Origin of the sequence: Bartonella silvatica, assembly GCF_040545155.1 — a bacterium.
GTDB classification, from domain to species: Bacteria; Pseudomonadota; Alphaproteobacteria; order Rhizobiales; family Rhizobiaceae; genus Bartonella; species Bartonella silvatica.
On sequence record NZ_JBEPLI010000011.1, the window covers coordinates 34,654 to 54,613 of the forward strand.

The 19,960-nt window shown below is 38.8% G+C and carries 15 protein-coding genes and 3 tRNA genes; 16 read left to right on the plus strand and 2 right to left on the minus strand.

What is annotated here, in order from left to right; genetic code table 11:
- Positions 1-75 precede the first annotated feature (75 nt).
- The 7 genes from ABID23_RS05320 (at position 76) to ABID23_RS05350 (ending at position 11,224) form a co-directional block, all read left to right on the plus strand.
- Positions 76-2,340: a sensor histidine kinase NtrY-like gene (locus ABID23_RS05320; protein WP_354190055.1), complete on the plus strand. Its 2,265-nt coding sequence runs from the start codon at positions 76-78 to the stop codon at positions 2,338-2,340.
- 1 nt (position 2,341) lies between these two features.
- Entirely contained in the window at positions 2,342-3,700 is a 1,359-nt protein-coding gene (ntrX, locus tag ABID23_RS05325; protein ID WP_354190057.1) for a nitrogen assimilation response regulator NtrX, read from the plus strand.
- A gap of 4 nt (positions 3,701-3,704) precedes the next feature.
- The gene (gene trkA / locus ABID23_RS05330) at positions 3,705-5,081 is read left to right on the plus strand and encodes a Trk system potassium transporter TrkA (protein ID WP_354190059.1); all 1,377 of its coding nucleotides are present in this window, start codon (positions 3,705-3,707) and stop codon (positions 5,079-5,081) included.
- Between the two features lie 951 nt (positions 5,082-6,032).
- On the plus strand, positions 6,033-6,656 hold the full coding sequence (gene clpP, locus ABID23_RS05335; RefSeq protein ID WP_354190061.1) for an ATP-dependent Clp endopeptidase proteolytic subunit ClpP: 624 nt from the start codon (positions 6,033-6,035) through the stop codon (positions 6,654-6,656).
- Positions 6,657-6,839: 183 nt separating this feature from the next.
- Positions 6,840-8,114, plus strand: a complete 1,275-nt coding sequence (clpX, locus tag ABID23_RS05340; protein ID WP_354190063.1) for an ATP-dependent Clp protease ATP-binding subunit ClpX — start codon at positions 6,840-6,842, stop codon at positions 8,112-8,114.
- Positions 8,115-8,291: 177 nt separating this feature from the next.
- Positions 8,292-10,715, plus strand: coding sequence for an endopeptidase La (gene lon / locus ABID23_RS05345; RefSeq protein WP_354190065.1), 2,424 nt, complete (start codon positions 8,292-8,294; stop codon positions 10,713-10,715).
- A 230-nt stretch (positions 10,716-10,945) separates the two neighbouring features.
- Positions 10,946-11,224, plus strand: coding sequence for an HU family DNA-binding protein (locus ABID23_RS05350; RefSeq protein ID WP_354190067.1), 279 nt, complete (start codon positions 10,946-10,948; stop codon positions 11,222-11,224).
- Positions 11,225-11,716: 492 nt separating this feature from the next.
- Here the strand turns inward: ABID23_RS05350 and trmFO are convergent, their stop codons facing one another.
- Positions 11,717-13,126, minus strand: a complete 1,410-nt coding sequence (gene trmFO / locus ABID23_RS05355; RefSeq protein WP_354190069.1) for a methylenetetrahydrofolate--tRNA-(uracil(54)-C(5))-methyltransferase (FADH(2)-oxidizing) TrmFO — start codon at positions 13,124-13,126, stop codon at positions 11,717-11,719.
- 177 nt (positions 13,127-13,303) lie between these two features.
- On the opposite strand from trmFO, the gene ABID23_RS05360 reads away from it, so the two are divergent.
- The 6 genes from ABID23_RS05360 to ABID23_RS05385 all read left to right on the plus strand — a co-directional run bounded on the left by ABID23_RS05360 (position 13,304) and on the right by ABID23_RS05385 (position 18,464).
- Positions 13,304-13,386, plus strand: a tRNA-Leu gene (locus ABID23_RS05360).
- A 134-nt stretch (positions 13,387-13,520) separates the two neighbouring features.
- The gene (gene tig / locus ABID23_RS05365) at positions 13,521-14,948 is read left to right on the plus strand and encodes a trigger factor (RefSeq protein WP_354190071.1); all 1,428 of its coding nucleotides are present in this window, start codon (positions 13,521-13,523) and stop codon (positions 14,946-14,948) included.
- 127 nt (positions 14,949-15,075) lie between these two features.
- A complete protein-coding gene (gene gatB / locus ABID23_RS05370; protein WP_354190073.1) occupies positions 15,076-16,575 on the plus strand; it encodes an Asp-tRNA(Asn)/Glu-tRNA(Gln) amidotransferase subunit GatB in 1,500 nt (499 codons plus the stop codon).
- A 118-nt stretch (positions 16,576-16,693) separates the two neighbouring features.
- Positions 16,694-17,092, plus strand: coding sequence for an NADH:ubiquinone oxidoreductase subunit NDUFA12 (locus ABID23_RS05375; protein ID WP_354190075.1), 399 nt, complete (start codon positions 16,694-16,696; stop codon positions 17,090-17,092).
- A gap of 75 nt (positions 17,093-17,167) precedes the next feature.
- On the plus strand, positions 17,168-17,566 hold the full coding sequence (locus tag ABID23_RS05380) for a DUF2155 domain-containing protein (protein ID WP_354190077.1): 399 nt from the start codon (positions 17,168-17,170) through the stop codon (positions 17,564-17,566).
- Positions 17,567-17,735: 169 nt separating this feature from the next.
- Positions 17,736-18,464 carry a rhomboid family intramembrane serine protease gene (locus ABID23_RS05385; protein ID WP_354190085.1) on the plus strand — a complete coding sequence of 243 codons (729 nt, stop codon included), beginning with the start codon at positions 17,736-17,738 and terminating at the stop codon, positions 18,462-18,464.
- On the opposite strand, the gene ABID23_RS05390 is transcribed toward ABID23_RS05385, so the two are convergent.
- Positions 18,454-19,284 (minus strand): TrmH family RNA methyltransferase, encoded by an 831-nt coding sequence (locus ABID23_RS05390; RefSeq protein WP_354190079.1) that lies wholly within the window; start codon positions 19,282-19,284, stop codon positions 18,454-18,456. The genes ABID23_RS05385 and ABID23_RS05390 overlap by 11 nt on opposite strands.
- Before the next feature lie 208 nt (positions 19,285-19,492).
- Between ABID23_RS05390 and ABID23_RS05395 the strand changes: the two genes are divergently transcribed.
- From ABID23_RS05395 to ABID23_RS05405, 3 genes are all read left to right on the plus strand, one after another.
- Positions 19,493-19,576: transfer RNA gene (locus ABID23_RS05395), tRNA-Tyr, on the plus strand.
- Between the two features lie 30 nt (positions 19,577-19,606).
- Positions 19,607-19,680, plus strand: a tRNA-Gly gene (locus ABID23_RS05400).
- Between the two features lie 185 nt (positions 19,681-19,865).
- The coding region (locus tag ABID23_RS05405; RefSeq protein WP_002972655.1) for a GTP-binding protein at positions 19,866-19,960 on the plus strand (95 nt) is incomplete at its 3' end.

Sequence of the window (19,960 nt, forward strand, 5' to 3'; positions counted from 1 at the left end):
ATGTGGTATGGGTATTGTCAACTTTTGTTACAAGAGGTTATATGAAAACAAGAGGATAGGTAATGTAAGCGCATCATGAATACAACGTCTGTGACAAATATCCAAGATATAGACCAGAATACTCATAACGATGACTTGTATCGTTTGAGTAAGATATATGTCTTTTTAGGTATTACAACTATTGTGTTAGCTTTGCTAACAGCATCTATTTCATTTATCATTCTCATTGGACTAACCCCTATTGTTCCCAGCAGGACTGTAACCCTTATTCTTATAGGGGTTAATAGCGTCTGGGTGTTAGGGCTTGTGACGATTGTTTTTTATGAGATGATTCCCATCATTCGTGCGTGGCGTTCTAGGCGTGCGGGGTCGCGTCTTCACGTGCGTCTTATTTCTTTGTTTGCACTTGTTGCAACAATGCCAGCTGTTGCCGTGGCTCTTGTATCGGGGCCAGCACTTAATTTAGGACTTGACCGATGGTTTGATACAACAACACGGCAAATTGTAGGTTCTTCCATTGATTTAGCGAATGCTTATGCAGATGAGATGCTGCAAAATTTAAAAAATTTATCTTATGCTATGGCATTTGCGCTTGACAATAAAAGACTTTTAGAGCGCAACCCAGCAGAATATAGAATGCAATTGACACGTCACGCTATAGGGCGCAATCTGCGTGGTGCATTTTTGTTAAGCTCCAGTGGAACTATTTTTATATCGAGCAATCTTGGCGATGAGAATAAACTGCCAATACCTCCTTCCAATCTTATTGAGCGTGCAACGAGTGCGAGCCCTTTTTCTTTTCAACCGGGTATCCATGATTATTTTGGTATTATTTTAAAGTTTACAAATATCCCCAATACATATTTATATTTGGTGCGTGACGTTGATAAAGAGGTTTTATCAGCTTTACGCTTAACGGAAATTAATACTGATCGTTATCGTGATTTAAATGAAAATCGTCTGTTGACGCAAGTTGCATTCGGTATGCTTTATCTTTGCCTATTTTTTAGTTTATTTTTATCTGCCATCTGGGCTGGTATTGCTGTTGCTGATCGTTTGGTGCGTCCTATTCGTCGCCTTATTGGTGCAGCGGATGATGTGGCTTCTGGAAATATGGAGGTTTTTGTGCCCGTGCGCGCGAGGGATGGAGATATTGGGCAATTATCGAAAACGTTTAATTACATGGTTAGTGAACTAAAAAGTCGACGCAATGAGTTGATCGCGGTTCGTGATCAGATTGATGAGAGACGACGTTTTTCTGAAGCGGTTTTGTCTGGTGTAACAGCCGGGGTTGCTGGTATTGATGATAATGGTGATATTACAATTATCAATCGATCTATGGAAACGATGTTTGATATTCGCTCTGAACAAGTGATTGGGCACAGCCTTTTATCATTCAGTGGTGAAATTTGGCAAGTGTTTCAGTTTGCGCGTTCGCTAGAACGCAAGAATCACCGTGAACAGGTCACTTTAAGTGTAGCAGGTCAAGAGCGCGTTTGTAATGTGCAAATTACCATGGAAGAATATGATGGACAGGGGCAGTCTTGGGTTCTAACGGTTGACGATATTACAGATCTTGTTGCAGCACAACGTACATCTGCGTGGGCAGATATTGCACGTCGTATTGCACATGAAATAAAAAACCCACTCACACCAATTCAACTATCGGCTGAGCGTATTCGTAAGCGTTACGATAAAGTGATCACACAGGATCGAGATGTCTTCGAGCGATGTATTGATACGATTATTCGACAGGTTGGAGATATTGGGCGTATGGTTGATGAATTTTCTTCTTTTGCACGTATGCCTAAGCCACAAATGCATGTGTTAGATATACGTGGATTACTGCGCGAAGCGTGTTTCTTAATAGAAGTTACGCGACATGATATCCGCTTTGAGCAAGATTTAGGAAATGTAGCACTTATGGGGGCATTTGATAATCGCCTTATTGTACAGGCTTTTTGCAATGTTATTAAAAATGCGAGCGAATCCATAGACTCGGTTATGCGAGAAGAGGGGGGCCATGGTCATATTCTTGTGCGTTCTCATCATAAGGACGGGTGTATAGTTGTCGATGTTATTGATAACGGTAAAGGGCTTCCTAAAGAGCAAAGACAAAAATTATTAGAGCCTTATATAACAACGCGAGAAAAGGGAACGGGGCTCGGATTGGCTATTGTGTGTAAAGTTATTGAAGACCATGGTGGTTCTATGGAATTGCATGACGCGCCAAAAAATTTTTATGAAGGTCGTGGTGCAATGATCCGTTTGATATTTCCTGTGGATAGAGCTAAGCAGGGTAGTGTTGCGCAAGCGATAAGTCATAAGATAGGGGAATAGAATGGTATCAGATATCTTAATTGTTGATGATGAGGCAGATATTCGTGAGCTTGTTGCTGGTATTTTAGATGATGAAGGTTATGAAACACGTGTTGCCTGTAATTCTGATGATGCTTTAATGAAAATTAGTGAGCGCATTCCAAGGCTTATTTTTTTAGATATTTGGCTGCAAGGAAGTCGTCTTGATGGTTTGGCGCTTCTTGATGAAATTAAAACACGATACCCTACTCTTCCTGTGGTTATGATTTCTGGTCATGGTAATATTGAGACAGCTGTTTCTGCTATAAAGCGAGGGGCATATGATTTTATCGAAAAACCTTTTAAGGCTGATCGACTTGTATTGGTTGCAGAACGTACTCTTGAAAACTCAAATTTAAAACGTGAACTTTTAGAGCTCAGAAAGCGTTCGAATGAGACATTGGAACTTCTTGGAACATCAACTGCTATAAAACAGTTACGTCAAATTATAGAAAAAGTAGCACCAACCAATAGCCGTGTTCTGATTACAGGCCCCTCAGGTGCAGGAAAAGAGATGGTTGCGCGTTCCATTCATGCGCTTTCAACACGTTCGAATGGACCATTTGTTACAATAAATGCTGCAACGATTACTCCAGAAAGGATGGAAATCGAATTGTTTGGTAGTGAAATGGAGGGAGAAGAACGTAAGATCGGTGCGTTAGAGGAAGCGCATGGTGGGATATTATATCTTGATGAAATTGCTGATATGCCATATGAAACGCAAGGTAAAATTCTTCGCGTATTGACAAGGCAGACCTTTGAAAGAGTTGGTGGCACAAAACGTGTCAAGGTAGATGTTCGTATCATTTCTTCAACCACGCAAAACCTAGAGAATCTCATGTCTGATGGGGCTTTTAGGGAAGATTTGTTTCATCGTCTTTCGGTGGTTCCTATTTCTGTTCCACCATTATCTGCACGTCGTGAAGATATTCCAGAGCTTATCCGCCATTTTATTAAGACAATACCTCAGCAAGTTGGTATTAAACCGCGTGAAATTGATGACGATGTGATTGCTATTTTGCAAACGCATGATTGGCCTGGTAATGTGCGGCAATTACGTAACAATATCGAGCGTCTTCTCATTCTTGTACGTGATGGTGATGGTCCAATAACAGCAGAGCTTCTTCCTAGTGAAGTGAGTGATTCTTTACCACGTATACAAATAAATACAGATGAAAGTATAATGGCTTTGCCATTACGTGAAGCACGAGAATTGTTTGAGAAGAGATATTTAGAAGCACAAATTGGACGTTTGGGTGGGAATATATCTCGTACAGCTGAATTTATAGGTATGGAGCGTTCTGCTTTGCACCGTAAGCTTAAAGCGCTTGGAGTTTCTTAAAATTATGCGTGTTATTATTTGTGGGGCAGGGCAGGTCGGTTATGGGATAGCGGAGCGCCTTGCTGCTGAAAATCACGATGTCACTGTTGTTGATATTGAAGCAAGGTTAATTGAAAAAATTTGCGATACATTAGATGTCAGAGGTTTTGTTGGGCATGGTTCTCGGCCTGAGGTCCTTTTAGCTGCTGATGCAGATAAAGCTGATATGTTGATTGCAGTAACTTTATTTGATGAAGTCAATATGGTCGCGTGTCAGATAGCACATTCATTGTTTAATGTTCCAACAAAAATTGCCCGTATCCGTTCACAGTCTTATTTAGAACCGCGCTATAAGACACTTTTTTCTAGAGAAAATATTCCCATTGATGTGGTTATTTCACCAGAAGTTGAAGTGGGAGAAATGGTTTTACGCCGTATCGCTTTACCTGGTGCGGTAGATGTTCTTTATTTTTGTAATGATGATATTGTTGCATTAGCCCTAGAGTGTATGGAAGATTGTCCGGTTATTAATACACCTTTGCGTCAGTTAACAGAGCTTTTTCCAGATCTTCGCACGACGGTTACGGCTGTTAAGCGAGGCTCAGAGTTATTGGTCGCACATTCAGAGACCCAATTACGCGTTGGTGATGTGACCTATCTTGTGGTAGCTCGTGATCAAATGCGCCGTGCGGTTGGGCTTTTTGGTCATAAAGAACAAGATGCTCATCGCATGATTATTGCAGGAGGGGGACATATTGGTCTTTATGTTGCTCAGGCTATTGAAAAGCGCCACCATAAATTAAGGTTGAAGATTATCGAAGCGCATAGAGAAAGAGCCTTAACCATTGCTGACCAACTTGAAAAAACAACCGTTTTATATGGGAATGTGCTTGATCCGGTGATCCTTCAGGATGCAGGAATTGATCAGGCCGACTTAATGATTACATTGACCAATCAGGATCAGGTCAATCTGTTAAGTGCTATCATCGCCAAAAGATTGGGATGCAAAGCCAATTTGGTGCTGATTAATAATGTTGCTTACCAAGAGTTTAGCCGTGCAGTTGGGGTAGATGCCTATCTTAACCCACATAGTGTTACTATATCGAGAATTTTACAGCAAATGCGCCGTGGTCGTATTCGTGCTGTTCACTCAGTCTTTAATGGGCAAGCGGAAATTATTGAAGCTGAAGTCATGCAAACATCTTCATTGGTTGGTAAATCATTGTCAGAGCTCGATTTATCGGATGGTTTGAGAATTGGTGCAATTTATCGCAATAAGGCAATCATACAGCTTTCGGCTGGTACACGTATTTTGTCTGGTGATCGGATTGTGATTTTTGCTCTTTCTGAGTATGTTCATGATGTTGAGCAACTGTTTCGCGTCAGTTTAGAATATTTTTAACATATTGCTTATGAATATTGGTAATTTTTAGTATGATAGACAATAAAGACTATTGGATAGACTTTATGTGTTTTCGATAATTAAAAATAGGCAATGTGTTAAGTTTTTTAGCTATGATAAAAAATAGACGCTCTTTTTTCTAGTGTTGATGATATACAACTGAATTTATTGTACCATATTCAGCAGTGGGTCATCTTTATTTTAATTTTCTCTGATGAGAAGCTGAGATGTGTAATTGTTTAGTTTTCAGATTTTTTTGTGTTATATTGATAGAGATTAGCAAAGTGTTTGGTTAAATATAGATGTTTACTAGGTGAAGCAATTTCATCCAGAGGCGAATAAGGTTTTGCTTGCAAAAGAAAATGCTGTAAAAATGAGCTTTTTCACACTTTATTTGCCGTCTAATAGCGCTATTATAAGAGTATTTGAGAAATATTGGGAGAGTGTAGGAATGGTGCCTCATTGGTTTGGATGGAAGCATCGTGTCTGGAAACTATTCTAATTAAAGAGGAAAAAATGTCGGTTTCACCGAGAAATCTTGCAATAACGATATTTGACAATATGGTACTTCGTGATTAGCCAAGTGGTATAGCTTTTTTATTCATCAATAAAGGAATACTGTTTATGATTGCGCGAGATGAAAAATAAATAAATCTTTAATCCAGCTTTTGGTATTGAGCTATTTGTAGATTCACGTTTGATAGGGTTTTATTTTCTTAGAAAAACACTCAAGAAGTTCAGAAAGGAAGCTTTTGTCATTGTGCTGTGTGTCTAGAATTCTTGATGCAGGTGATTTGTTTGGGGAGGGGTATTATTGCTATTTTAACGAAAAGAGCTTTAATCTTACTTAAAGAGTATTGATTGTAGCTTGCGGAAGAGAGTCATGTTAGCCTATGGAGAAGAACATTGAATGCATAAAAAGCAGTTACTATATGAATGGAAAGTGAAGACATGAGTGATCCAATGAAAACAGCATTAAGCCTTGTGCCTATGGTTATTGAACAAACCAATCGTGGTGAACGAGCCTATGATATTTTTTCTCGTCTTTTGAAAGAGAGAATTATTTTTATTAATGGTCCCGTTGAAGATGGTATGGCGATGCTTGTTTGTGCACAATTACTTTTTTTGGAAGCGGAAAATCCTAAGAAAGAAATTAGTCTTTATATTAATTCCCCTGGCGGTGTTGTAACATCTGGTATGGCAATTTACGATACCATGCAGTTTATTCGCCCTCCTGTTTCTACACTTTGCATGGGGCAAGCAGCGTCTATGGGGTCTTTGCTTTTAACTGCTGGAGCAAAAGGTCACCGTTTTACATTACCCAATGCACGTATTATGGTGCATCAACCCTCTGGTGGTTTTCAAGGGCAGGCTTCAGATATTGAAAGGCACGCCCAAGATATTATAAAAATGAAACGGCGTTTAAATGAAATTTATGTTCAACATACAGGACAGAACTATGAGGTAATTGAAAGGACGCTTGATCGTGATCATTTTATGACAGCGGAAGAGGCTAAGCAATTTGGCTTAGTTGATGATGTTATAGAATATCGTGCAGAAACTGAAAAAGATTAAGAGTTTTTATAGAAAAAATGGCTACTCTTAATGAGGGGGTTATAAAAATATCGCGAAAATAAGGAAAAACATCTAAAGGTACTATGATAAGCGGTTTTTTTTATATGTTTTTATAATTTTCGTTATGAAAAACTTCCTTTGAAAAGACGAAGTATTCATATACCGTAGTGAAAGGAAAGAAAAATGAGCAAACTTGGCAATAGCGGGAGTGAAACAAAAAATACTCTCTATTGCTCGTTCTGTGGCAAAAGTCAGCATGAGGTTCGTAAGCTCATCGCAGGGCCTACTGTGTTCATTTGTGATGAATGTGTAGAGCTTTGCATGGATATTATTCGTGAAGAAAATAGATCTTCTGGTGTTAAGGCGCGTGATGGTGTGCCTACCCCGCAGGAAATTATAACAGTTCTTGATGACTACGTTATTGGTCAGCAACATGCAAAGCGTGTTCTTTCTGTTGCTGTCCATAATCATTATAAAAGGCTTGCACACCAATCTAAGAACAATGATATTGAGTTGGCCAAGTCAAATATTCTCCTTGTTGGTCCAACGGGGTGTGGTAAGACATATTTAGCACAAACTTTGGCTCGTATTATTGATGTGCCTTTTACGATGGCAGATGCAACGACTTTAACGGAAGCAGGATATGTTGGTGAAGATGTTGAGAATATTATTCTAAAACTTCTTCAAGCGGCTGATTATAATGTTGAGCGTGCGCAGCGTGGTATTGTTTATATCGATGAGGTTGATAAGATTTCGCGCAAAGCTGATAACCCTTCCATTACAAGAGATGTTTCTGGAGAAGGTGTTCAGCAAGCATTATTAAAAATTATGGAAGGAACAATTGCTTCTGTTCCTCCTCAAGGTGGGCGTAAGCATCCGCAACAAGAGTTTCTTCAAGTTGATACAACAAATATTTTGTTTATTTGTGGAGGAGCTTTTGCTGGTTTGGAACGCATTATTTCAGGGCGTGGTGAAAAAACTTCTATTGGTTTTTCTGCGACCGTCAAGGCACCTGATGAGCGTTGTGTTGGTGAAATTTTTCGTGATTTAGAGCCTGAAGATCTTATAAAATTTGGTTTGATACCAGAGTTTATTGGTCGTCTTCCTGTTGTAGCTACTTTGGAAGATTTAGATGTTAACGCTCTTGTTCAAATTTTGTCACAGCCTAAAAATGCATTGGTGAAGCAATATCAGCGTCTTTTTGAGATGGAGAATGTTGAGTTGGTATTTTATGAAGATGCACTACAGGCTATTGCTAAGAAGGCGATAGAACGTAAAACGGGGGCGCGTGGTTTACGTTCTATTATGGAGAAGATACTTCTTGAAACGATGTTTGAATTGCCAGCTCTTGAAGGTGTCCAAAAAGTCGTTATTTCGAGTGATGTCGTTGATGGGAAGGCACGTCCTCTTTACATTTACGCAGAATGTGCGGAAGATAAAGAAAATGTATCGGCGTGATATTATGTGATATGATAGGTGGTAATAAGCCCCGTTTGAAATGGATGTTGATAAATAGTATAGTCAAAATGCTTGATTTATATGTTTGTAATTACCACTTCATGTATTGCGGAAAGATAAAATTTTCTAAGGGTGGCCTTGTGTGGTGGATGATCATAGGCTCCAGAAAGGAGAGTTATGCAATATATTAATGAAAAGATAGAGGAAGTAAGAGAAGAATTTTACGCTGTTTTGCCTCTTCGTGATATTGTCGTCTTCCCACATATGATTGTTCCGCTTTTTGTGGGACGAGAAAAGTCAATTCGTGCTCTTGAAGAGGCAATAGCGGTTGATAAACAGATATTGTTGGTTACGCAAAAAAATGCTTCTGATGATGATCCGAAATCAGAAGATATCTATGATATTGGTACGTTTGCTAATATTCTTCAACTTTTAAAACTTCCTGATGGAACGGTAAAAGTTTTGGTTGAAGGTACAGCGCGTGCAAAGATTAGCCAATTTGCTTCGACTGAAGATTATCATCAGGCTTATGCAACTATTATAGAAATCCCTAGAGAAAATGATGTTGAGATTGAAGCTCTTTCAAGGTCGGTGATTTCTTATTTTGAAAATTATGTAAAACTTAATAAGAAAATTTCCCCTGAAGTTATTAATGCGATTGGCCAGATTGATAACTCTTCTAAGCTTGCTGATACAATTGCTTCGCATTTAATGATTAAGCTTTCAGAAAAGCAAAAAATATTAGAGCTGTTACCTGCACGTGAGCGTCTTGAGCGTGTCCTTTCCTTTATGGAAGGAGAGATTTCTGTTTTACAGGTTGAGAAGCGTATTCGCTCGCACGTTAAGCGCCAAATGGAAAAAAACCAGCGGGAATATTATCTCAATGAACAGATGAAAGCTATTCAGAAAGAGTTGGGAGCGGGTGATGATAGCCGTGATGAACTTTCTGAATTAGAAGAGCGCATAAAGAAGACAAAACTTTCCAAAGAAGCGCATGAAAAAGCTGAAGCAGAGTTGAGAAAATTGCGAAATATGTCTCCTATGTCTGCAGAGGCAACGGTTGTTCGTAACTATCTCGATTGGTTATTAGCAATGCCTTGGGGAAAAAAGTCAAAGATTAAAAACAATTTAGACTTCGCTGAAAAAGTCATGAACAATGAGCACTTTGGTCTTGAGAAGGTCAAAGAACGAATTATTGAATATCTTGCAGTTCAAAGTCGAGCATCAAAGATAAAAGGTCCTATTATTTGTTTGTTAGGTCCCCCTGGTGTTGGAAAAACATCACTTGCGCGCTCTATTGCTAAAGCGACAGGGCGTGAATATGTCCGTATTTCATTGGGAGGGGTCCGAGATGAGGCAGAAATTCGTGGGCACCGTCGGACATATATTGGCTCTATGCCTGGAAAAATCATTCAGTCCATGAAAAAATCTAAAAAATCTAACCCGCTTTTCTTGTTGGATGAAATTGATAAAATGGGGCAAGATTTCCGAGGAGATCCTTCATCAGCTTTATTAGAAGTTCTTGACCCTGAACAAAATGGTACATTTGTGGATCATTATTTGGAGGTTGAATATGATCTATCTGATGTGATGTTTATAACAACTGCTAATACGCTTAATATTCCAGGACCGTTAATGGATCGAATGGAGGTTATTCGTATTGCAGGTTATACTGAATGTGAAAAAATGGAGATTGTTAAGCAGCACCTTTTGCCAAAAGCGTTAAAAGATCACTGTTTGTCTAAAAAAGAGCTTAATATTTCTGAGGGGGCAATAAAGTCGATAATTCAGTTTTATACACGTGAAGCGGGAGTCCGTAGTCTTGAGCGTGAGTTAATGAAGGTTGCACGTAAGTCAGTTACAAAAATTCTTAAAACGGGTCATAAATCTGTAAAAGTGACAGAAGATAATATTGGGGATTTTTTAGGTGTTAAACGTTATCACCATAATCAGATTGAAGGAGAAAACCGGATTGGTGTTGTTACTGGGCTTGCTTGGACAGAGGTTGGTGGGGAGCTATTAACCATTGAAGGGGTTATGATGCCTGGAAAAGGCAAGATGACTGTAACTGGAAATTTGCGCGATATTATGAAAGAATCAATTTCAGCAGCGGCATCTTATGTGCGTTTTCGTGCTGTTGATTTTGGTATTGAACCTCCACTTTTTGACAAGCGTGATATCCATGTTCATGTTCCAGAGGGGGCTACACCGAAGGATGGACCATCGGCTGGAATTGCAATGGTGACGGCTATTGTTTCAATATTAACAGGGATAGCAGTTCATAAAGATGTTGCAATGACTGGTGAAATTACTTTACGTGGGCGTGTTCTACCGATTGGTGGATTAAAAGAAAAATTGCTCGCAGCTCTTCGAGGAGGTATAAAAAAGGTACTTATTCCTGAAGAGAATGCAAAGGATTTGATTGATATTCCTGATGATGTCAAGAATAGTATGGAAATTATTCCGGTCAGTCATGTAAGTGAAGTTTTAAAACATGCTTTAGTTCGCTTTCCTGATTCCATTGAATGGACAGAGTCCTCTGCAGTGCCTGTATCTATCAGGGCGGAGAGTGATAGTGAGGGAATACAAGTTGCGCACTGATTCATAAAGAACGTTTGTGTTTGCATTTTTGAAGCAGTAAAGGATGTTTTTATGTTTTTTTTCTTTTTACTTTAGAAAAAAGTAAAAAATTCCGTGAATAACTTTGATTTTTTCTAAAAAAACAATGTTCTGTATAAAAATAAGACTTCTATTTACTACACTTTTCAATAAACTAATCGATAACACGGTTAAGTTGTGTTATCCGGTAATATAGGGAAAGGAAATGTTCCATGAATAAAAGTGAGTTAGTTAGTTCAGTTGCTGAAAAAGCAGATGTTTCAAAAAAACAAGCAGGTGAAGTTATAGATGCTTTCCTTGCTTCTGTGACAGAGGCTTTGGCTTCAGGAGGAGATGTTCGTCTTCCAGGTTTTGGTTCGTTTGAAGTTTCTCATCGTGCTGCTACAAAGGGACGTAATCCTTCAACTGGTGCGGAAATTGATATTCCAGCGCGTTCTGTTCCTAAATTTTCTGCAGGAAAGAGTTTAAAAGAAGCCGTTAATGGAAAGTAATTTAAGCTTTTCGAAAAAACTAAGTTATAAGTAGCTTTTTGTATATGCTTTTTACATGAGGCATCATAATATGTGTATACTTCAGGTATTTTCAATATTTTGTTGTTTTCGTTATTGTTTGAAAGTGCTTTTTGATGCCACGTTCTGTGCGTAAATATTCACTTTACGGCTTTCTATAAAGATTTTACTGCACAGGTTCTCATGTGAATGGTGGCAGTCAAAAAGCCGTTGATGTGGGGAATCTGATATATTTTTGATTCCCCTTGTTATCGTGATGGTATATTTTGTGTGGAACTCATGTGAGATGTATTTGCATTCCATTATGATTGAGGTTCTTTAATTCATAGTTATCAAAATCATTTAGAGTTTCTCCATTTTTTAGCGAAGAATGGAGATAAGTTGCGATGGCTATATAAAAAGCCTTTAGAATATTTTTCTAATGAGCATGCTTGGGGTCTTTTAAATAGGGTAAAGATCAAGAGTGTATTTTTATCAAAAAAATCTGTTTTTTTCTTTATTTTCTAACCATTGAATACAATCGTTTAGCGCTCTAGCTGTTATAGCTCGTTTTTTGGCTAATTTTTTTTCGTTATTTGGCAAGCGTTTTCCTAAGTTTTCACTAGAATCGATAGGTGGGAAAAGTCCAAAATTGATATTCATTGGTTGAAAGGATTGCCTTTCTGTTTCTTGCGCTGTGATGTGTCCACCTGTCAAATGATTCAAAAGAGCTCCCAGTGCTGTAGTTGGTGGTGGAAGGCAAGGGCGATAATGATTATATTCAGCAACGGCAAAATATCCAGCAAGAAGTCCTATTGCCGATGATTCTATGTATCCTTCACATCCGGAAATTTGTCCAGCAAAACGCAACTGAGGCCTTTGTTTCAAACGAAGAGTTTGGTCAAGGATAGCTGGGGAGTTAATATAGGTATTGCGATGAAGTCCACCAAGACGTGCAAATTCAGCATTCTCAAGACCTGGTATCATTCTAAAAACGCGAGTTTGTTCACCATATTTCAATTTTGTTTGGAAGCCAACCATATTATAAAGGGTGCCCAATTTATTATCTTGACGTAATTGGACAACGGCATAGGGCTTAACTGTAGGGTTATGGGCATTTGTTAATCCCATAGGTTTCATAGGACCATGCCTGAGGGTTTCAAGTCCGCGCTCAGCCATAACTTCGATTGGTAGACATCCGTCAAAATAGGGCGTTTTTTCAAAGTCACGGAATTCTGTTTTTTCGGCATGTATTAATGCTTGAATGAAAGCTTCATACTGCTCTTTGTTAAGGGGGCAGTTAAGGTAATCCTTTCCTGTTCCTTCAGGTCCAACTTTATCATAGCGAGATTGATACCAACAAATGCTCAAATCAATACTATTAGTATGGATAATAGGCGCAATCGCATCAAAAAAAGAAAGAGATTCTGTTCCTGTTATTGCTTGTATTTTCTGAGCAAGTGTCGATGAGGTGAGAGGTCCAGTGGCAATGATAATATGATGCCAATCTTCAGGAAATTCTTTGATTTCTTCACGTTTTATTGTTATCAGAGGATGATTTTCAAGCGCTGTAGTAATAGTTTTTGCAAACTCATCACGATCAACTGCAAGGGCACTTCCTGCTGGTATTTTGTTAGCATCTGCAGCTTTCATAATAAGTGATTTTGCTAGTCGCATTTCGGCATGTAAGAGCCCCACAGCATTTGTTTCTGAATCATCACTGCGGAATGAATTTGAGCAAACGAGTTCTGCGAGTTGACCGGTTTTATGAGCATCAGATTTTTTTTGGGGGCGCATCTCATGCACAATAACAGGAATTCCTGATTGAGCAATTTGCCAGCTTGCTTCACTGCCTGCAAGACCGCCACCGATGATATGAATTGGAGTATTGGGTGTATTTAACATAGCTTGCTTTTAGCGGAAGCTTTTCTGTATGAAAAGGGTAGATTTTATTTATACAACTTATTAATAATTATTAAGAATCATATGTATTTAGATTTTTAAATATATTTATTTGCTTTTTTTCTTTAATTAATGGTATAGAGACGCCGTTTGTGTAAGGTTACCGGCTTGCAAGTTTGAGCGGATGTGGCGAAATTGGTAGACGCACCAGATTTAGGTTCTGGCGGGAGACCATGGGGGTTCGAGTCCCTCCATCCGCACCAAAGAAACTTCTTGAACACTATGGTATCTATGTGTTTAGAGTTCTGCTTCGTGGTGATTTAACACTTAAGTGTTAGGAGTGTGGTTATTATCAGAGTGGGTTTATCCCTCTTTTCAGAAAGGTGAAGGTTGTTTAATGCAGGTTACCGAGACGCTTAATGAGGGACTGAGGCGCGAAATTAAGATCGTGGTTCCGGCGGCAGATTTAGAAAAAAAATTAAATGAACGGTTGGATAGTACCAAAGATAAAGTCAGGCTGAATGGTTTTCGTCCCGGTAAGGTACCAGCCGGACATCTGCGGAAGATGTACGGAAAATCTTTTATGGCAGAGATTCTCAATGAGATTGTTGGCGATGCGCCCCGTTCTATTTTAGCTGACCGGAATGAACGTTCAGCAATGCAGCCACAAATCGATATAGATGAAAATGAACAAATTCTAGAGGGTAAGGCTGATTTTGTTTTTAGCCTAAAATATGAAATTATACCAAAGTTTGAAGTTAAGAGCTTTGAGCATATTGAAATTACTCGTGAGATTGCGGCTATTTCTGAACAAGAAATTGATGATCAGGTAAAGCGTGTTCTTTCTTCAACGCGTAATTTTTCTCTAAAAGATGGCCCTTCTGAAGAAGGGGATTGTGTTACAATAGATTATCTTGGTAAGCTTGAAAATGTTCCATTTGAGGGTGGTGCAGATAACGATGTGCGATTGATTCTGGGGGAAAAACAATTTATTCCTGGGTTTGAGGAGCAATTGGTTGGTGTAAAAGCAGGTGATAAGAAAACGATTTCTGTTAAATTTCCTGATAATTACAGTGCTGTCCATTTGGCGGGTAAAGATGCAGAGTTTGATATCACTGTTAAGGCTGTCTCTAAGTCAGATGCGCTCAAGGTTGATGATGAAGCAGCGCAAAAAGTTGGTTTAGAATCTTTGGATCGTTTGCGCGAGGTTGTTCGTGGTCAGATTGAAAGCCAATATGGCTCAATGACACGTCAAAAGATAAAGCGTCAGATTCTTGACGCTTTGGATGCTGATTATAATTTTGAGATTCCTGAAGGGCTTTTAGAAGTTGAGTTTAACAATATATGGGCGCAAGTTAATGATGATTTAAAAAAGGCTGGGCGCAGTTTTGAAGATGAAGGTGTTACGGAGGAGCAAGCGCGGGAAGAGTATCGTATGCTTGCACAGCGTCGTGTTCGTCTTGGTTTGGTTCTATCTGAAATTGGGATGAAGGTTGGTGTCCAAGTCAGTGAGGAAGAGTTAAAGGCAGCGGTTTTTGATCAGGTTCGTCAGTATCCTGGACAGGAAAAAGAAATCATGGACTTTTTCCGTAATACACCGGAAGCTGTTGCAAATTTACGTGCTCCAATTTTTGAAGAGAAAGTCATTGATCATTTGCTAGCAACGATAAAAGTTACAGATAAAGAGGTAACAGTTGAAGAGTTGATGAAGGAATATGATGAAACGGACTTGGCGGTGAAAAAGTCAGCGAAGAAAAAAACTTCAGTGAAAGAAAAATCTGCAGAAAGGGTTTCGGCTAAGAAAAAGGTGCAGAAAAAAGGTTAATATTTTCCTGAACAAAAACAAGCCCGGTGGAATCGGGCTTGTTTTATGATATTTATATTCTAAGCTTGCACTTAGAGTGGTTTTAGATCAGCCATGAAGTATATTTGGAACGTATAGTGGGTTAATAATGGGCATTGTTGATACGCGCACTCCTGATTCTAAGCGCTTTATTTCCGGACTAACTGGTGACTGGGAAGTCATTATTGGTATGGAAGTTCACGCGCAAATCATATCAAATTCAAAGCTTTTTTCAGGCGCATCAACTAAGTTTGGTGCAGAGCCAAACAATCATGTATCGCTTGTTGATGCAGCAATGCCTGGTATGTTGCCAGTTTTAAATCAAGAGTGTGTTCTTCAAGCCATTCGGACCGGTTTGGGGCTCAGGGCACATATTAATCTGAAATCTATTTTTGATCGTAAGAATTATTTTTATCCAGATTTACCGCAAGGATATCAGATTTCTCAGTTTCATGATCCAATTGTTGGAGAGGGAAAAGTTATTATATCTGTTGGTCCAGATTCAAACGGTCAATTTGAAGACATTGAGATTGGAATTGAGCGGTTGCATCTTGAACAAGATGCTGGAAAATCGATGCATGATCAGCATCCAACAATGTCTTTTGTCGACCTTAACCGTTCGGGTATCGCTCTGATGGAAATCGTTTCTAAGCCAGATATGCGTTCCTCAGATGAAGCTAAAGCCTATATGACAAAATTGCGTACGATTGTTCGTTATTTAGGGACATGTGATGGCAATATGGATGAGGGCTCTATGCGTGCAGATGTGAACGTATCGGTTCGTCGTCCTAGTGAAAGATTTGGAACCCGTTGTGAGATCAAAAATGTGAATTCTATTCGCTTTATTGGCCAAGCGATTGAGTATGAGGCGCGTCGGCAAATTGCAATTTTAGAAGATGGTGGTGTCGTAGATCAAGAAACGCGACTTTTTGATGCTACAAAAGGGGAGACACGGTCTATGCGCTCAAAGGAAGAAGCACACGATTATCGTTATTTCCCTGATCCTGATCTTTTGCCATTAGAGCTTGATCAAGCATTTGTTGATGATTTAGCGGCTGAATTGCCTGAGCTTCCTGATGAAATAAAGGCACGTTTTATCAACGAGATGGGGTTGACAGTATATGATGCTTCTATTCTCGTGACAGAAAAATCCATTGCTGATTATTTCGAAAAAGTAGCCTATGGTCGTGATGGAAAAATAGTGGCTAATTGGGTTATTAATGATCTTTTAGGCGCTTTAAATAAGAGTAATCTTGAGATTGAAGAAACACCAGTGTCACCGGATCAATTAGGCAATATTATTGACCTTATCAAAGAAGGAACGATTTCTGGAAAAATTGCTAAGGATCTTTTTGAAATTGTCTGGAATGAAGGCGGAGATCCGCGTCAGATTGTGGAAGAACGCAATATGAAGCAGGTAACAGATGTAGAGGCGATTGAAAGGGCTGTTGATGAAATTGTTGCCAATAATGCTGATAAAGTTGCGCAAGCAAAACAAAAACCGGCTTTAGCGGGTTGGTTTGTTGGGCAGGTTATGAAAAAAACAGCTGGTAAGGCAAATCCTAAAACTGTTAATGAATTGATTAAGCTCAAACTGGGCATTGATTAAGTTTTATAGGGTAGAGGAAAGTCTATAAATATGATACTGATAGCTAGGGAATGTAGCTTAGCGCATTGGATGGGGCTACGATTGGTTTCATGGGTATACTGAAGAGATGAACAATAAAATGCCTATTTTTTTTAAACAAATTTTTACATGGTGGAATGGTAATACTGTAGGTACGCGTTTTTTTACCTGGCGTAAAGGTAAACGTATTGGAGAAGATCAGTTTGGAAATATTTATTATGAAGGAGGCCTTCATAAGGATGGTTATCCCCGGCGTTGGGTCATTTATAAGGAGTATTCTGAGGCTTCTACTATTCCACCAGGTTGGCATGGTTGGATTCATCATCGCTGCGATACTCCTCCAACACAAGAGGATTATCAGCCATATGAATGGGAAAAGCCTCATGTTGCAAATATGACAGGGACAAGCGAGGCTTATCGTCCAAAGGGAGCTATTTCTTACAGTGGTAAACGTTCTTATGTGCATGAAGATTATGATGCATGGTTGCCTAAGAAGTAAAACATTTGATGTTTGTGTGTATTTTTCCTGTTTTACAATATGTTATAAATATTTTTATGTGATTGATTGGATGTGATGAGAGCTTTTTTAGGGTTAAAGCATTTTTTAAATATTTGTTTTATGGGAGGGGCAGTTTTATCCTCAGTGTATGGTGTCCAGGCTGAGCGTATTAGCAACGGAATTGCTATTTTTTCTGGGCTTGACAAAATTACTGGTCGGACTACACGTTTTGAAGTTGCTCTTGGTGAAGTTTATCAATATGGCTCTTTGCAGGTGATACCGCGCGCATGTTATACGAGTTCTAAAGATGAACCGAATCGCACAACTGGTTTTGTTGAAGTCAATGAGATTAGATTAGATAAAAAGATACGGCGTATTTTTACAGGGTGGATGTTTGCAGACAGTCCTGGATTGAATGCTGTAGAGCATCCTATCTATGATGTGTGGTTAAAAGATTGTAAGCAAAATTCTTAAAGTCTTGCCTTCAGTGACTTTTATAAAGATAGCTTAAAATAAAAATCAGTATTTTTGTGTATTTTATATTTATTATTGATTTTCAATAAGACCATTAATTTTAACAGTTAAATTATAATCATGATTATTTTATAGAAAAAATATAAATAGGTTTATGAGATTTTATACAATGAAAGACATCAACCATAATAGATCATTTTTTTCCAAAAAAACGAAAGAACCATTATTGAATGTTCCATTGATTATATTGGTTTTGATCGTATTTTGTTTTTGTATTTATTTTATTCCTCAACATTGTTTTTCTCACGAATTTTATATTGAAAGTCTTAGGTATTTTTCATTTATACCCGTATTATTTAGGGCTGAACCACTTACATTTTTTTATACTATTTTGAGTTATTCATTTATGCATAGTAGTTTTCAACATGTTGCTATTAACATGGCTTGGCTTTTGGTTTTTGGATCTCCTTTAGTAAAACACTTGGGTGTTTTGCGTTTTTTAATTTTTTGGATTGTAACAGCAATTATAGCAGTGTTGACTTATTTTGTTTTTCATCAAGATAGTGCAGTACCGCTTGTTGGCGCATCGGGTGTTGTTTCTGGAATGATGGGGGCTATTGCACGTTACGGTTTTCCCCCAGTCGTCGGCATTGGTACACAAAATAAGGAATTTTTGAGCCCTTTATTGTCTATAAAAAAAGCACTGCGTACAGGGAATGTTCTTATTTTTATGGGGGTATGGTTAGGTGTTGATGTTATCATGGGCGTTTATTCTTTTTTATTGGTAGGAGAGGGTGTTTCAATAGCGTGGGAGGCTCATATTGGCGGTTTTTGTTCAGGCTTTTTATTGATTGGTTTTTTTGATATTTCGCGACAAAAAATAAATATTATGGTCTAAGATATCTATGAGCTGCATAAAGCGCTATTGTTGCGGCATTTGAGACATTGAGCGATTTAATGTTTCCAGGCATATCAAGACGTGTTAATGTGCAGACGGTTTCACGTATTTTTTTCCGTAAACCTTTTCCTTCTGCTCCTAAGACAAGGGCAATTTTTTTTCCTTTTAAGGCAGTCTCCAGAGGGTATTGACCTTCCGAATCAAGACCAAAACTGGTGAAATCAGCTTTGTGAAGTTCTTGGAGTGCTTCGGCGAGGTTTCGTACGGCGATATAATTAATGAGTTCTAAAGCTCCAGATGCGGCTTTAGCAAGAACCCCACTTTCTTGGGGGGAGTGGCGACAAGTTGTAATAAGAGCATCAGCTTTAAATGCAACGGCAGAGCGCATAATAGCGCCGACATTATGTGGATCGGTAATTTGATCCATGACGATGACAAGATTCGCATCAGTTAATTCAGATAATAGGCATGGCTTAAGGGGGGATGTTTCTAAAACAATGCCTTGATGGACAGCGTCACTTCCAACGAGTGCATCGAGTTGTTTAGGGAAGCATAATGTAACAGGACAAGGTAAATCTGATTCGGGTATATGTAATCGTTTTAAGGCATTCTGTGTAACATAAAGACATCCAAAAATTCTTTTTGGGTTTTTTAAAGCAGCTTGAACAGAATGCATACCGTAAAGACGGATTTTTCCTTTTGACAAAGAAATGTCTTCCTTTTTCGGGTATGCAGAAGATCGATGGGAAAAGCTTTTTGCATCACGATATTGACGACGCAAACGAGCATAATGAGCATTTTTTGATATTTTTTCTTTCATAAGTTTCTTTATAACGCATGAATAGTAAAAATAGATAGACAAAAGCTGTGATTCAAAATTATTAGCAGGAAATTTGTACAAAATCGTATTTATTCTGTTGACAGATACGATCGTAACCGTCATAACCACCTCGCAACCATTTTGAATTGAGTGGGTAGTCAAAGTCTGGTTGTCGTGATGCTTCATTGCGCAACTTTTCTGATGTGATGGAGGGGTGCCCGAGTGGTTAAAGGGGGCGGACTGTAAATCCGTTGCGTATGCTACGTTGGTTCGAATCCAACCCCCTCCACCATTCATCGGAGGAGAGTGAGTATGTGGTAATGCGGGTATAGCTCAATGGTAGAGCAGCAGCCTTCCAAGCTGAATACGCGGGTTCGATTCCCGCTACCCGCTCCAAAGAGTTGTTGGTGATTGAGCAAGAAGGGCTTGATGGAATGATATTTTCATCGTAAGCTGGTTGGGTTTTTTCTGTTTAAGGGTTCTGGCTGTTAGGTTTGGCGTAGCCTATCCAGTTTAAAGTTCTGTTTTTGGGTGTTGGGGAAAAATAAGAGAACAAGAAACAAAACAAGGGATTGATAGCGATGGCAAAGAGCAAATTTGAACGTACGAAGCCGCATGTTAATATTGGTACGATTGGTCACGTTGATCATGGGAAGACATCACTAACAGCAGCGAT